The sequence below is a fragment of the Stenotrophomonas sp. VV52 genome (assembly GCF_002893095.1).
In the GTDB taxonomy this organism is placed as follows: domain Bacteria; phylum Pseudomonadota; class Gammaproteobacteria; order Xanthomonadales; family Xanthomonadaceae; genus Stenotrophomonas; species Stenotrophomonas aracearum.
Genome location: NZ_PKQQ01000001.1, coordinates 356,669 through 370,406 on the forward strand (window position 1 = coordinate 356,669; position 13,738 = coordinate 370,406).

The 13,738-nt window shown below is 67.5% G+C and carries 8 protein-coding genes; 6 read left to right on the forward strand and 2 right to left on the reverse strand.

Annotated elements, in window-relative coordinates; genetic code table 11:
* Nucleotides 1–27 precede the first annotated feature (27 nt).
* The 5 genes from C2U58_RS04100 to C2U58_RS04120 are packed head-to-tail and all read left to right on the forward strand — an operon-like array spanning nucleotide 28 to nucleotide 7,031.
* On the forward strand, nucleotides 28–1,299 hold the full coding sequence (locus tag C2U58_RS04100; protein WP_253256667.1) for a sugar ABC transporter substrate-binding protein: 1,272 nt from the start codon (nucleotides 28–30) through the stop codon (nucleotides 1,297–1,299).
* Complete coding sequence (locus C2U58_RS04105; protein ID WP_070209663.1) at nucleotides 1,296–2,177, forward strand: sugar ABC transporter permease; 882 nt, start codon at nucleotides 1,296–1,298, stop codon at nucleotides 2,175–2,177. Before C2U58_RS04100 ends, C2U58_RS04105 begins: the two co-directional genes overlap by 4 nt.
* A complete protein-coding gene (locus C2U58_RS04110; protein WP_070209662.1) occupies nucleotides 2,174–3,010 on the forward strand; it encodes a carbohydrate ABC transporter permease in 837 nt (278 codons plus the stop codon). Before C2U58_RS04105 ends, C2U58_RS04110 begins: the two co-directional genes overlap by 4 nt.
* The gene (locus C2U58_RS04115; protein ID WP_102944657.1) at nucleotides 3,007–6,192 is read left to right on the forward strand and encodes a discoidin domain-containing protein; all 3,186 of its coding nucleotides are present in this window, start codon (nucleotides 3,007–3,009) and stop codon (nucleotides 6,190–6,192) included. Before C2U58_RS04110 ends, C2U58_RS04115 begins: the two co-directional genes overlap by 4 nt.
* 32 nt (nucleotides 6,193–6,224) lie before the next feature.
* The gene (locus tag C2U58_RS04120; protein WP_253256668.1) at nucleotides 6,225–7,031 is read left to right on the forward strand and encodes an endonuclease/exonuclease/phosphatase family protein; all 807 of its coding nucleotides are present in this window, start codon (nucleotides 6,225–6,227) and stop codon (nucleotides 7,029–7,031) included.
* Between the two features lie 16 nt (nucleotides 7,032–7,047).
* Here the strand turns inward: C2U58_RS04120 and C2U58_RS04125 are convergent, their stop codons facing one another.
* Nucleotides 7,048–8,424: a ribonuclease domain-containing protein gene (locus C2U58_RS04125; protein ID WP_146033402.1), complete on the reverse strand. Its 1,377-nt coding sequence runs from the start codon at nucleotides 8,422–8,424 to the stop codon at nucleotides 7,048–7,050.
* 164 nt (nucleotides 8,425–8,588) lie between these two features.
* Nucleotides 8,589–11,960, reverse strand: a complete 3,372-nt coding sequence (locus C2U58_RS04130; RefSeq protein ID WP_102944660.1) for an Rne/Rng family ribonuclease — start codon at nucleotides 11,958–11,960, stop codon at nucleotides 8,589–8,591.
* Nucleotides 11,961–12,362: 402 nt separating this feature from the next.
* Here C2U58_RS04130 and C2U58_RS04135 point away from each other — a divergent pair, with 402 nt between their 5' ends.
* Nucleotides 12,363–13,340 carry an RluA family pseudouridine synthase gene (locus C2U58_RS04135; protein WP_102944661.1) on the forward strand — a complete coding sequence of 326 codons (978 nt, stop codon included), beginning with the start codon at nucleotides 12,363–12,365 and terminating at the stop codon, nucleotides 13,338–13,340.
* The last annotated feature ends 398 nt before the right edge of the window (nucleotides 13,341–13,738 follow it).

The window sequence follows — 13,738 nt, forward strand, 5'->3', positions numbered from 1 at the left end:
TCGCGCCCCAAGCTGTGGGTGAGTGTGGTGCTGCTGGTTGCCGGCAGCCTGTTGTTGAGTGCCTGCCGCAAGGAACCGGAAGGGGTGACCGTGCGCTTCTGGGCGATGGGCCGCGAAGCCGAGGTGGTGACCGAGCTGATCCGTGAGTTCGAAGCGGAGAATCCCGGCATCCACGTGGACGTGCAGAACATCCCCTGGACCGCAGCGCATGAGAAGCTGCTGACCGCGTTCGCCGCCGATGGCCTGCCGGACGTGTTCCAGCTCGGCAATACCTGGATCCCCGAGTTCGCCGAGCTCGACACGCTGACGCCGCTGGCGCCGTTCGTGGCGCAGTCGAAGGTGGTGGACCCGGCCGACTATTTCCAGGGCATCTGGGACACCAACGTCATCCACGACCAGCTGGTCGGCATTCCGTGGTACGTGGACACCCGCCTGCTGTACTACCGCAAGGACCTGCTGGCCAGGGCCGGCTTCGACCAGCCGCCCCGCACCTGGGACGAGTGGAACACCATGATGGCGGCGATCAAGACGATGCAGGGTCCGGACCGCTACGCGATCCTGATGCCGATCAACGAGTTCGAGCAGCAGCTGTCGTTCGCGCTGCAGCAGCCTGACCCGCTGCTGCGCGACCACGACACCCGCGGCAACTTCCGCAGCCCCGGCTTCCGCCGCACGCTGGCGTTCTACGAAAACATGTTCGCCCAGGGCTGGGCGCCGCGCATGTCCGAGACCCAGATCTCGAACGTGTGGGATGAGTTCTTCCGTGGCTTCAACGTGTTCTATCTCTCGGGCCCCTGGAACATCCGCGAGTTCAAGAAGCTGCAGCCGAAAGAACTGGAAGGGCAGTGGGGCACCGCTGCATTGCCGGGCCCGGAAGGCCTGGGCGCGGGCATCGCCGGCGGCACCAGCCTGGTGATCTCGCGCAGTTCGCAGCAGAAGGAAGCGTCGTGGAAGCTGATCGAGTTCCTGTCGCGCCCGGCGATCCAGGAACGCTTCCATTCCATCATCGGCGACCTGCCGCCCCGGCGCAGCACCTGGGAGTTCGCTTCGCTGGCGAATGACCCGCTGGCGCAGCCGTTCCGCGACCAGCTCGAGCGCGTGCGGCCGACCCCGAAGGTGCTGGAGTGGGAGCGGATCGTGCAGGAAATGCGCATCGTCACCGAACAGGTGGTGCGCGGTGGATTGGACCAGGATGTGGCAGTGAACCGATTGGACGAACGCGTGGACAAGGTACTGGCCAAGCGCCGCTGGATGCATGAGCAGCGGACCCAGGCAGAAGGCGCGGAGGTGACCCCGTGAAGCAGCGTTCGCTTGCCGGCTGGATCTTCGCCGGCCCTTCGCTGTTGGTGATTGGCGTGTTCTTCGGCCTGCCGGTGTTCTCGGCGCTGGCGCTGAGCATCACCGACTTCGACCTGTATGCGCTGGCCGATGGCGGCAACCTGCGCTTCGTCGGGCTGGGCAACTACATCGACCTGCTGCAGACTCCGATGTTCTGGAAGTCGCTGTGGAACACCACGTACTTCGTGATCGTCGGCGTGCCGATGTCGATTGGCGTGTCGCTGGGCGCGGCCATGCTGCTCAACGCGCCGGCCGCGCGCTTCAAGGCGCTGTTCCGCACCGCGCTGTTCGCCCCGGTGGTGACCACGCTGGTGGCGGTGGCGGTGATCTGGCGCTACCTGTTCCACACCAGCTACGGCCTGGTGAACTACGGGCTGGGCCACCTCGGCATCAGCCCGATCGACTGGCTGGGCGACCCGAACTGGGCCATGCCGACCATCATGCTGTTCGCGGTGTGGAAGAACTTCGGCTACAACATGGTGATCTTCCTGGCCGGCCTGCAGGCGATCCCGCATGACCTGTACGAGGCCGCGCGCATCGACGGCGCCTCGCGCTGGAAGCAGTTCCTGCACATCACCCTGCCGATGCTCGGCCCGGTGCTGCTGGTGGTCGGGGTAATCACCGTGTCCGGCTACTTCCAGCTGTTCGCCGAACCCTACGTGATGACCCGTGGCGACCCATTGCAGAGCACCGTGAGCGTCCTCTACTTCATGTTCGAGGAAGGCTTCAAGTGGTGGAACCTGGGCCGTGCGTCGGCGGTGGCGTTCCTGCTGTTCCTGATCATCCTGGCTGTCACCAGCCTGATGCTGCGTTTCGGCCGCAAGAGGCAGTTGGTATGAGTCGTGAGATCGGCCAGTCGCGCTGGCATGCGTGGTGGGTGAACGGTGGGTTGCTGGTGCTGGCTGCGGTCAGCCTGGCGCCGCTGCTGTGGATGCTGTCGGTGTCGTTCATGCCGACCGGCGAAGCGGCGCATTTCCCGCCACCGCTGCTGCCTTCGTCGGTCACCACCGCCAACTACCACGAGCTGTTCGCCCGCACCGGCATGGGCAACAACTTCGTCAACAGCCTGTTCGTCTCGCTGGCGATCACGCTGGGCTCGCTGCTGCTCAACACCATGGCCGGCTATGCGTTCGCCAAGCTGCGCTTCGTCGGCCGCGAGCGGATCTTCCAGGTGCTGCTGGCGGCGCTGGTGATCCCGGCCCAGGTGGCGATGCTGCCGCTGTTCCTGCTGATGAAGCAGCTGGGCCTGGTCAACAGCTTCGGCGGCGTGATCGTGCCGGCGCTGGCCAGCGTGTTCGGCATCTTCCTGGTGCGCCAGTACGCGCGCTCGATTCCCGACGAGCTGCTGGAAGCGGCGCGGATCGACGGGGCAGGGGAGCTGCGGATCTTCTTCCAGATCGTGCTGCCGATGCTCAAGCCGGTGCTGGTGACCCTGTCGATCTTTACCTTCATGGGCGCGTGGAACGATTTCATGTGGCCGTTGATCGTGCTGACCGACCAGGAGCACTACACTCTGCCGGTTGCCCTGGCCACGTTGTCGCGCGAACACATCATGGACGTTGAAATGATGATGGCCGGCGCGGTGGTCACGGTGGTTCCGGTGCTGGCACTGTTCCTGGTGCTGCAGCGCTACTACATCCAAGGTCTGTTGCTGGGGAGTGTGAAAGGGTGAAGCGTGCCGTCGTCGCGGGGGTTCTGGGGTTGGGTGTGGTGTGGTCGTTGGCGGCGCCTGCCGCGCCCCCGGCAGTGCCGGCGGCGCCCAAGGTCCTGGACAGCTTCGACGACATGGCGCCGTGGAAGCTGGTGGTGTCCGACCAGGTCAGCGGCTCGCTGCGCAGCGTGGCCGGCGCCAACGGCGGCCGTGCGCTGTGCGTGGACTACGACTTCCACGAGGTCTCCGGCTACGTGGCGATCCGCCGCGAGCTGCCGGTCACCTGGCCGGACAACTACCAGGTGGGCTTCCAGATCCGTGGCGATTCGCCCGGCAACGACCTGCAGTTCAAGCTGATCGACGCCAGCGGCGACAACGTGTGGTGGGTCAACCGGCCCGGCTACGCCTTCCCCAAGACCTGGACCCCGGTGCAGTACCGCCAGCGCCAGATCGACAAGGCCTGGGGCCCGGACCCGGACAAGACCCTGCGCAAGAGCGCTGCAGTGGAGTTCACCATTTACAGCAAGGTCGGCGGGCGCGGTACGGTCTGCTTCGACCGGCTCACCCTGCAGCCGCTGCCGCCGGCCGATACCTCGGCGCTGGCACCGTCGGTGATCGCCGACACCGCCACCGCGCTGCAGAGCCGCATCGCCGATGGCAAGCCGGACACGGTGTGGATCAGCGGCGGCGTGCCCGACCAGACCATCAGCCTGGACCTGCACAAGGTGCGCGAGTTCGGCGGCGCGGTGATCCAGTGGCTGCCGGGCCTGGAAGCCACCCGTTACGTGGTGCGTTCCTCGGTGGACGGCCGCGACTGGAAGACGCTGCGCGAAATCACCGCCGGGGGCGGTGGCGACCGCGACTGGCTGGCGCTGCCCGACACCGAAGCGCGCTACCTGCGCTTCGACCTGGAAAGCGGCCGCAGCTGGCGCTACGGCATCCGCGACATTTCGATCAAGCCGCTGGACTTTGCCGCGACCCCGAATGACTTCGTCGAATCGGTCGGCGCCGACCTGACCCGCGGCTTCGTGCCGCGCGGCTTCAGTGGTGAGCAGCCGTACTGGACCCTGCTGGGCCTGGACGGCGGCAAGGAGCAGGCGCTGATCGGCGAGGACGGCGCGCTGGAACCGGCCAAGGCCAGCTTCAGCGTTGAGCCGTTCGTGCTGGTCGACAAGAAGCTGCTGAGCTGGGCCGACGTGGACAGCAGGCAATCGCTGCAGGACGACTACCTGCCGATCGCCAGCGTCGACTGGAGCCACCCGCAGGCTGCGCTGAAGGTGACCGGCTTCGTGCAGGGCACCCCGGACAAGGCGCAGCTGGTCGGTCGTTACACGCTGCACAACCCGGACAAGGTCGCGCACGACTACACCCTGGCGCTGGCGGTGCGGCCGTGGCAGGTGAATCCGCCGCGTCAGTTCCTCAACACCGTGGGCGGGGTAAGCCGGATCGACCGGCTCGATATCGAACCGGGCCGGGTCGAGGTCAACGGCGCGCCGCGCGTGTTCCCGGTGCAGGCCCCGGATGCGGCCTTTGCCGGCCCGTTCGACGGCAAGCTGGAAGTGACCCACCTGGCCGCAGGCAACCTGCCGACCGCCACCGAAGTGAGAGATCCCACCGGGCTGGCCTCGGGCGCGCTGCTGTACAAGTGGCGGCTGGAACCGGGCCAGACGCGCGAAGTCGCCATCGTGTTGCCGCAGACCGGCAGCTGGACCACGCCCAAGGACTTCGACGCCAGCAAGGCGCAGCAGCAGGTCGCCTCGATGTGGCGCACCAAGCTGGACCAGGTCTCGCTGCAGGTACCGGCGGCGGGCAAGCCGCTGGCCGACACCCTGCGCACCGCGCTGGCGCACATGCTGATCTCGCGGATCGGGCCCAGCCTGCAGCCGGGCACGCGCTCGTACTCGCGCAGCTGGATCCGCGACGGCGCGATGATTTCCGAAGGCCTGCTGCGCATGGGCCGCAGCGACGCAGTGCGCGAGTACGTGAACTGGTACGCGCCGTACCAGTTCGACAACGGCAAGGTGCCGTGCTGCGTGGACCCGCGCGGCGCCGACCCGGTGCCGGAGAACGACAGCCACGGCGAGCTGATCTTCAACATCGCCGAGTATTGGCGCTACACCGGCGACAGCACCTTCCTGGAGCTGATGTGGCCGCATGTGCAGGGCGCATACCAGTACATGGAGCAGCTGCGCCTGAGCGAGCGCACCGAGGAGAACCGCGCGCGGAATGCGGCCTTCTACGGAATGATGCCGGTGTCGATCAGCCACGAAGGTTATTCGGCCAAGCCGATGCATTCGTACTGGGACAACTTCTGGGCGCTGCGCGGCTACAAGGACGCGGCGGTGATCGCCAGCACGCTGGGCAAGGTCGAGGCGATGCAGATCGCCGAGTCGCGCGACCAGTTCCGTGACGACCTGCAGGCTTCGCTGCTGGCGGCCACCGCGCTGCACAGGATCGATTTCCTCCCAGGTTCGGCCGAGCTCGGCGATTTCGATGCAACCTCGACCACCATCGCGCTGGCCCCGGCCGGCGAGCAGGGCAGGTTGCCGCAGCCGTATTTGAACAACACCTTCGAGCGGTACTGGAAGGAATTCGAAGCGCGCCGCGACGGCAAACGCGAATGGAAGGACTACACCCCGTACGAGTGGCGCAACGTGGCGGCGTTCGTGCGCCTGGGCTGGCGCGACCGCGCCTGGCAGGCGACCGAGTTCTTCTTCAAGGACCGCGCGCCGCAGGCATGGAACCAGTGGGCCGAGGTGGTCTCGCATACGCCGCGCAAGCCGTTCTTCGTCGGCGACCTGCCGCATGCATGGGTGGCCTCGGACTTCGTGCGCTCGGCGCTGGACATGTTCGCCTACACCCGCGACGTCGACGACAGCCTGGTGCTGGCCGCCGGCGTTCCAGTGCGATGGTTGGAAGGGCAGGGCGTGGCGATCAAGGGGCTGCGTACGCCGTACGGCCAGCTGGGCTACTCGCTCAGCCGCACCGACAAACTGCTGACCCTGCAGGTGCAGCCGGGCCTGGTGGTACCGCAGGGCGGTCTGGTGCTGCCGTGGCCGTACAGCGGCGAACCGGGCGAGGCCACCATCAACGGGGAGCCGGCGCAGTGGATCAACGGCGAGCTGCGCATCACCCAGGTGCCGGCCAATGTCGACGTGCAGATTCCCGCCTCGGTGCGTCGCGCCGAACGCAAGGCGCCATGAGCGCGCGGTGGGTAGCGGCCGGCATGCGGTGCATGCTGGCCGCGTGCGCGCTGGCGATCCTGCCGGCGCGCGCGGCCGAACCGCAGGCGCCGGGCATGAGCATGGTCACCTTCAACCTGCACCATGACCGCGAAGACTGGCCGCAGCGTCGCCAGGTGATCCTGCGCGAACTGGAGGCGCTGCAGCCCGACGCGATCGCGCTGCAGGAAGTGATCCAGAAGCCGTACGTGCGCAACCAGGCGGCATGGCTGGCAGGCAAGCTGGGCTACGACTACCAGTTCGTGTCGACCGATCCGCCGGGGCGCTTCAAGCGCTACGGCAATGCGCTGTTGACCCGACGCCCGGTGCTGGCACGCGGCGAGCACCTGCTGGCGCCGCGCACCGATTACCGCACCGTGGCGCACCTGCGCATCGATGTCGACGGCCAGCCGGTGAACGTGTACGCCACGCACCTCAACGAACGTTCCGACGCGAGCGGCGGCCGCATCCGCGGCGAGCAGGTGGCGGACTTGTTGAAGTTCATTGCTGCCACCTCCGGCGACGCGCCGGTGGTGATCGCCGGCGACTTCAACGCACTGGTGGATGCTGGCGACCTGAGCGCGTTGCGCCAGCGGTATGGCGACAGCTACGGCAGCGTGCACGTCAACAACGAAGTGGCGCAGGTGAGCACGCTCAACCGGCACTACTACCAAGCACCCTCGCGCATCGACCACATCTTCTTCCAGCAGGACCAGCTGGTCGCGCGCGAGGCGCGCCTGCTGTTCGACCAGCCATATGCGGAAGGCCGCTGGGCGTCGGACCACTACGGCGTGTGGGCAAGGTTGCAGTTCGCGCCGTAGGGGGCTTACCTCATCGTTACCGTCGCGGCCAGAATTTAGGCTTCCTGATTTCGATGAACGTTTCGTAGTGGTCGTCAGTTGCATACACCTGCTGGGGACCGTGCCTTTTCAGCCCCCCCAGAATGATTCGACGCGTTCCGCGGGTTTCGAACTTGTAGTCATCCACGGTGTACTCCCTATAGTGCTTCTCGCGCTTTATGGGGAGTTTTCCTTCTCCATTGTAGAAGGTGGAGCCGTCCTTTCGACCGTGTTTGAACTTGTTGGAATTGCGATGCACGGCATAGAGCAGCATCCGCCGCTCTTCGTTCTCCAGATCCTCGAACGCCATGCTGCGCATCGGCTTCGCGTCGGGCGGCGCGACCTGGGCGGCACGGACGGGCCGAGGAGCGGCCCGTGCGCGTGGGGCGGCCGGGGCTCGGGCTGGAGCTGCGTAGCGTCGCGGAGGGGCTTCAAGGGTGTTGGTGGCGATGTAGCTTCTCGTATACGTCACCTCCTGGGTCGACCGCGAGAACGGAACGAGTGGCATCGACTCAGCCGATCTGGACGCTGACCGTAATGACCGGCCCAGTCCCTTGAAGAGCTTCGTGCCTGCTTTCGCAATGGCCGGAGCGGCGGCGACCATGCCCACCGCGCTGATACCCAGGCCAACCCAGCCGAGGATGCGTCCCGCCTCTTCGTCTCCGGTAGCATCGGCGACAAGAGCGCCCACCTCGGCTACAGCGCCGAGCGCGCTCAACCCCAGACCTGCTACGGCAGATGCGGTCAGCGCCGCGCTGCCCGCGACCAAGGGCACCGCCAGCGCGCCCAGGCTTGCAACCGCAGCCACCACACTAAGCCCGGCCACGATCCACTTCCAGAAGTGGCCGGACGGATCCGTGCGGTTGATCGGGTCGCCGGCGCAGTAGGCATACGCGTTCAAGCCGCCCTCATCGAACGGACTGAACGGATCTGGCGCCAGGAAATATTGCAGCGTTGGGCTGTAAGGACGATGGTTGCCGGCACCGAGCAGATAGCAGCCGCTGGAATTGTCGAGCAGTTCACCGTTGTAGGCGGGCTGTAGCTCGGTCCTGTCCGACGCCAGGTAACCGTGGGGTGTGTAGCCTTGGCTGCGGACGCCGAAATCGGCTTCCATCAGCACCGAGCCGGCGGCGTCCGTGGCCAGGAGCGTTGCGATCGGGCCGCCGCCAATGCCACTGCGCTTGGTGGCAACGCGCTGGCCGCCGCAGTACGGCCAACTCAGTTCGTGGCCTTCCCCGGTGGCATTGACCACCACACCGCCCAGCCAGTACTGCCACACCGACGTGGCGGGCGTGCTGGTACAGACCAGAAGGTGTTCGGCGTCATAACGATAGTGGGTGGTGGGCGCGTTCGATGCGCCGGCCATAGATGCCATGGCAGTCCCCTCAGCGTGCGCCCCCGCGTGCACGACGATGCGCTTCGCGGCGTTAACGGCTCGTCGAATTTTTCGGTTCCGCAAATGCAGACAGCGGCCTTTCGACCGCTGTCTGGGTTCTGCGTAGGAGCCACGCAGGGCGTGGCTCTACCTCCGGGAAGGGGTCAGGGCTTGTCGGCCTTGTCCTGTTCTTCCTTGGCGGCGGCTTCGGCCGGGGCGAGTTCATCGGTGGGGATGTCTTCGCGGGCTTCGGCGTGCGCGGCCTGGGCAGCGGCGTCGGTCGGGGCGGCGTCGCCCTGGACGCTGCCGAACAGCTGGCCGGTCTGCGCCACCGGGGTGGGCTCCAGCATGCGGGTCTGGACCGGACGACCGACTTCGGTCGGACCCTTGCGCTCGGGCTGGGCGTCGATGGCGTCTGCGGCCTTCGGTGCTTCGGCCACAACCGGAGCTTCGGCAGCCTTCGGAGCCTCGGTCACGACCGGCGCTTCAACCGCCTTCGGTGCCTCGGTCACGACCGGAGCCTCGACTGCCTTCGGTGCTTCGGCAACGACTGGCGCTTCGACAGCCTTCGGCGCCTCGGTCACGACCGGGGCTTCAACGGCCTTCGGCGCTTCCGCAGTCACCGCCTTCTCCGCCTGCGGTGCAGCGTCCACCGGCGCAGCCACGGGGGCAGCCACCGGCATCGGCGACTCCACGAACGGCACGCGGTCGGTGTAGGACGGCGCACGTTCGGCCACCGGCTCGGCCTTCGGGGCCGGGGCCGGGGTCGGCTCGGCGTGACCGGCGGTCACCACCGGGCTGCTGACCACGGCCAGCGGTGCGGCGGCGGCCACGGCGGCGACCGGGGCCGGGCGCGGGGCCTGGACCGGTGCCGGCGCAGGTGCAGCCGGAGCAGCAGCAGGAGCGGAGGCTGCAGCGCCTTCATCGTCGAAGTCGAACTCCGGCTGCGGCTGGCCCTGGGTCGCGGCCGGACGTGCGGCCGGGGCGGCGGTGTCGCCGTCCTGGTCGTTGTCCTGCTCGTCGCTCTCGGCGTCGTCATCCAGACCGGCATCGTCGATCGAACCTTCGCTGCCGGCAGCCTGCTCGCCATTGCCACGACGGCGGCGACGGCCACCGCGACGGCCACGACGACGGCGCGAGGCGCCTTCGCCCGCGGCGTCATCGGCGTTGCCCGGCGCTTCACCGTGCTCGCCGGCGTCGCCTTCGACCACGGCGGCCTGGGTCTCGTCGGCAGCGACCGGCGTTGCCACCGGGGTGGCGGCGACCGGAGCGACCGGGGCCGGGGTGCCCACATCGGCCACGGTCACCGCAGCGGCGGCGACCAGTGCGGCATCGGCGACGGTGGCGTCGCTCTGCTGCGGCTTGGCGTTTTCGGCCTGCGGCTGACGCTGCGGCTTGTCGCCGTCGTTCTGCTGGCGCGGCTGCTTCTGCTTCTGGCCCTGGTTCTGGTTCAGCTTGGGCTGCTGTTCGTTGCGCGGGGCCTTGGGCTGCTGCTCATTGCGCTGCTTGCCCTGCTGCGGCTGGCCGGCGTTCGGGGCGGCCGCCTGGGCGGTCGCGTCCTGGCGGCGCTCGTCGCGGCGCTCGCCTTCACGGCGCTCGCCCTTGCCACCGCGCTCGCCACGGTCGTCGCGGCGGTCCTTGCCACGGCCCTGGTTCTGGCCCTGGCCGGCGGAACGCTCACCGCGCTCACCGCGCTCGCCACGCTCATCGCGACGGCCATTGCGGTCCTTGCCGTTGCGGTCCTTGTTGCGACCGTTGCGGTTGCCGTCCTGGGCCGGGCGTGCCGCCGGCGCCGGGGCGGCGGCCGGAGCCGGTTCGCCACCGAAGATGCGCTTGAGCCAGCCGACCACGCCGGTAGCGGCGGGTGCAGCGACCGGAGCGGGGGCGACCGGTGCCGGTGCAGCGACCGGTTCGGCCACTTCGCGCACCGGCGCCGGCGAGCTGTGCTTGACGTTGGTCACCGCCGGGGCGGCCGGAATGTTCAGCTGCGCCTTGGTCAGGGCGTGCACCGGCAGCTTGCGCGGGGTGCCGCGCTGGTAGCTCGGACGGCCGCTGTCTTCGCCCAGCTCGTTTTCACGCAGGCGGGTCACTTCGTAATGCGGGGTGTGCAGCTGCTCGTCGGCGACGATCACGATCGGCGCGTCGTGGCGCTGTTCGATCTCACGCAGCGCGTTGCGCTTTTCGTTGAGCAGGTAGTTGGCGATCTCGACCGGGGCCTGGACCAGCACCTGCCCGGTGTTTTCCTTCATCGCATGCTCTTCGGCGACGCGGATGATCGACAGCGACAGCGACTCCACGCTGCGCATGCGGCCATGGCCGTCGCAGCGCGGGCAGACGATCTGGCTGGACTCGCCCAGGCTCGGACGCAGGCGCTGGCGGCTCATTTCCATCAGGCCGAAGCGCGAGATGCGGCCCAGCTGGACGCGCGCGCGGTCGTACTTGAGCGCGTTCTGCAGGCGGTTTTCCACTTCGCGCTGGTGCTTGTTCGACGACATGTCGATGAAGTCGATCACCACCAGGCCGCCCAGGTCGCGCAGGCGCAGCTGGCGGGCCACTTCCTCGGCCGCTTCCAGGTTGGTCTGGAAGGCGGTGTCCTCGATGTCGCTGCCCTTGGTGGCGCGCGAGGAGTTCACGTCGATGGCGGTCAGCGCTTCGGTCTGGTCGACCACGATCGAGCCGCCGGACGGCAGGCGCACGTTGCGTTCATACGCGCCTTCGATCTGCGATTCGATCTGGAAGCGGTTGAACAGCGGGATGTCGTCCTTGTAATGCTTCAGCTTGCGCAGGGTCTGCGGCATCACCTGCTGCATGAACTCGCGGGCGGTCTCGTAGAGTTCCTCGGTGTCCACCAGGATCTCGCCGACATCGGCGCGCAGGTAGTCGCGCAGGGCTCGCACGATCAGGCGCGATTCCTGGTAGATCAGGAACGGGGCCGGCTTGGTCAGCGCCGCTTCGGCGATCGACTTCCAGACCTGCAGCAGGTAGTCCAGGTCCCACTGCAGCTCTTCGGCATCGCGGCCGACGCCGGCGGTGCGGATGATCACGCCCATGTCGTCGGGGATGTTCAGCTTGTCCAGCGCTTCCTTCAGCGCGGCGCGGTCTTCGCCCTCGATGCGACGCGAGACGCCACCGGCGGTGGGCGAGTTCGGCATCAGCACCATGTAGCGGCCGGCCAGCGAGATGAACGTGGTCAGGGCGGCGCCCTTGTTGCCACGCTCTTCCTTGTCGACCTGGACCACCACTTCCTGCCCTTCACGCAGCAGTTCGCGGATGGTCGCCTTGTTGTGGTCGACCCCGGCCTGGAAGTAATCGCGGGAGATTTCCTTCAGCGGCAGGAAGCCGTGGCGTTCGCCACCGTATTCGACGAAGGCCGCTTCCAGCGACGGTTCAAGGCGCGTGATGCGGCCCTTGTAGATGTTCGACTTCTTCTGTTCCTTGGACGGCTGTTCGATGTCGATGTCGTACAGCGTCTGGCCATCCACGATGGCAACCCGCAGCTCTTCAGCCTGCGTGGCGTTGATCAGCATTCGCTTCATAGTGCGTTCCTCGCGCGCTGCTACCGCGCGGAACGCCATGGGGTTTCGCTTCTGGTCACGCTTCGACGCCCATCGCGCATGCGCGGGGAGGGCGGCTTGGGCTTCCAGCGCTACGACACCACGGCAGGCCGCGGGAGCGCTACATTTTCTTGGTTTGGGTATTACGGGCCGGAGGCAGCTTTCAGCCAGGCTGGAGCGCCACAGGGACATTTTTTCAGCGCAGACGCGTGTCAGGCATCCGGCGATGGCCGGGACTGCCGGTGAGCCGCTAACATGGCCGCCCCGGGGGCGGTGGCTGCGCACTGTGCCGGAATCGAGGGAAGTCGGGCTTCTGGCCCAGAGCAACTTCCAACGAAATCAATCCCTTATCTCGCCCGCCGAGTGTAACAGAATAAAAGGCCAATGACCGACACCGCACCGCCCGCCAAACCCGCTGAAGGCAAGACCAGCGTCCGTCTCCTGACCGTGCCGGAGGACCGTGCCGGCCAGCGCTTGGACAACTTCCTGCTGGGGCAGCTCAAGGGCGCGCCGCGTAGCCTGGTCTACAAGCTCGTGCGCAGCGGCCAAGTCCGCGTCAACGGCGGCCGCGCCAAGGCCGAGCGCAAGCTCGAAGCCGGCGACGAAGTCCGCGTCCCGCCCGTCCGTCTCACGGAAGAGGGAGACAAGGCCGGTCCGCCTGCCGCGTTCATGAAGCGCCTGGAAGACGCCATCGTCTATGAAGACGAGCGCCTGCTCGCCCTGAACAAGCCCTCCGGCGTGGCCAGCCACGGCGGCAGCGGCATCAGTTTCGGCGCCATCGAGACCCTGCGCGCCCTGCGCCCGGGCAAGACCCTCGAGCTGGTGCACCGCCTGGACCGCGACACCTCCGGCCTGCTGATCGTGGCCAAGAAGCGCTCGGCCCTGAGCGAGCTGCAGGCCCTGCTGCGTGAAGACCACGGCGCCGGCATCCGCAAGCGTTACCTGACCCTGCTGGTCGGCCGCATGCCCGACGGCACCATGACCGTGGACGCCCCGCTGCACGTGGGTCTGCGCCAGGGCGGCGAGCGCCATGTGCAGGTCAACGCCATCGGCAAGGAATCGGTGAGCCACTTCAAGGTGCTGGAGCGCCGAGGCGGGCATTCGTATTGCGAAGTCCGCATCGAAACCGGCCGCACCCACCAGATCCGCGTACACGCCCAGCACCTCGGCCACCCGGTCGCCGGTGACGACAAATACGGCGATCCGGACGTCAACAAGCGCCTTCGTGAGCAGATCGGCCTGAAACGCCTGTTCCTGCACGCCGCCTCGCTGGAGTTCGCCCTGGACAACGGCAAGACCCCGTACACGCTCAATGCGCCGCTGGCGGATGAACTGGTGGACGTGTTGAACCGGTTGGGGTGAATCCGCTTCGATTCGCTTCCTCTCCGAAGGCAGCGCTTCTGTTGCTACGTGCTGGGGCGGCCGCCGGGCAGCCCCGCTCCGGGACACGCCGTGAACCCATCCATGGGGGCTGCTAGAAAACATCCATGTTTTCTAGCGTCCCTCCGGGGGCTACCCGGCGGCCGCCCCCATACATGGTTGTGTGCGGTTGGAAAGAGCCGACACGCGTGGCGTGTCACTACGCGGCGACCCACTCCGCGCAGCGGATACGCGTTTCCCGTGGCCACCGGCCCACTGTCAAAGGGTCGCCCGGGGTCGGTTTGCGGGGGACTCGGCGCCATGGATGGCGTCCGCGTAGCCCCCATGGATGGGTTTACGGCGACCCCGCAAACCGGCACCGGACGGCCCAAGCCAGGGGA

Bases quoted from the DNA above. Each gene is read 5' to 3' on its own strand.
- C2U58_RS04110 (WP_070209662.1), top strand. From the start codon at position 2,174: ATGAGTCGTGAGATCGGCCAGTCGCGCTGGCATGCGTGGTGGGTGAAC.
- C2U58_RS04120 (WP_253256668.1), top strand. From the start codon at position 6,225: ATGCTGGCCGCGTGCGCGCTGGCGATCCTGCCGGCGCGCGCGGCCGAA.
- C2U58_RS04125 (WP_146033402.1), bottom strand. From the start codon at position 8,424: ATGGCATCTATGGCCGGCGCATCGAACGCGCCCACCACCCACTATCGT.
- C2U58_RS04130 (WP_102944660.1), bottom strand. From the start codon at position 11,960: ATGAAGCGAATGCTGATCAACGCCACGCAGGCTGAAGAGCTGCGGGTT.
- C2U58_RS04135 (WP_102944661.1), top strand. From the start codon at position 12,363: ATGACCGACACCGCACCGCCCGCCAAACCCGCTGAAGGCAAGACCAGC.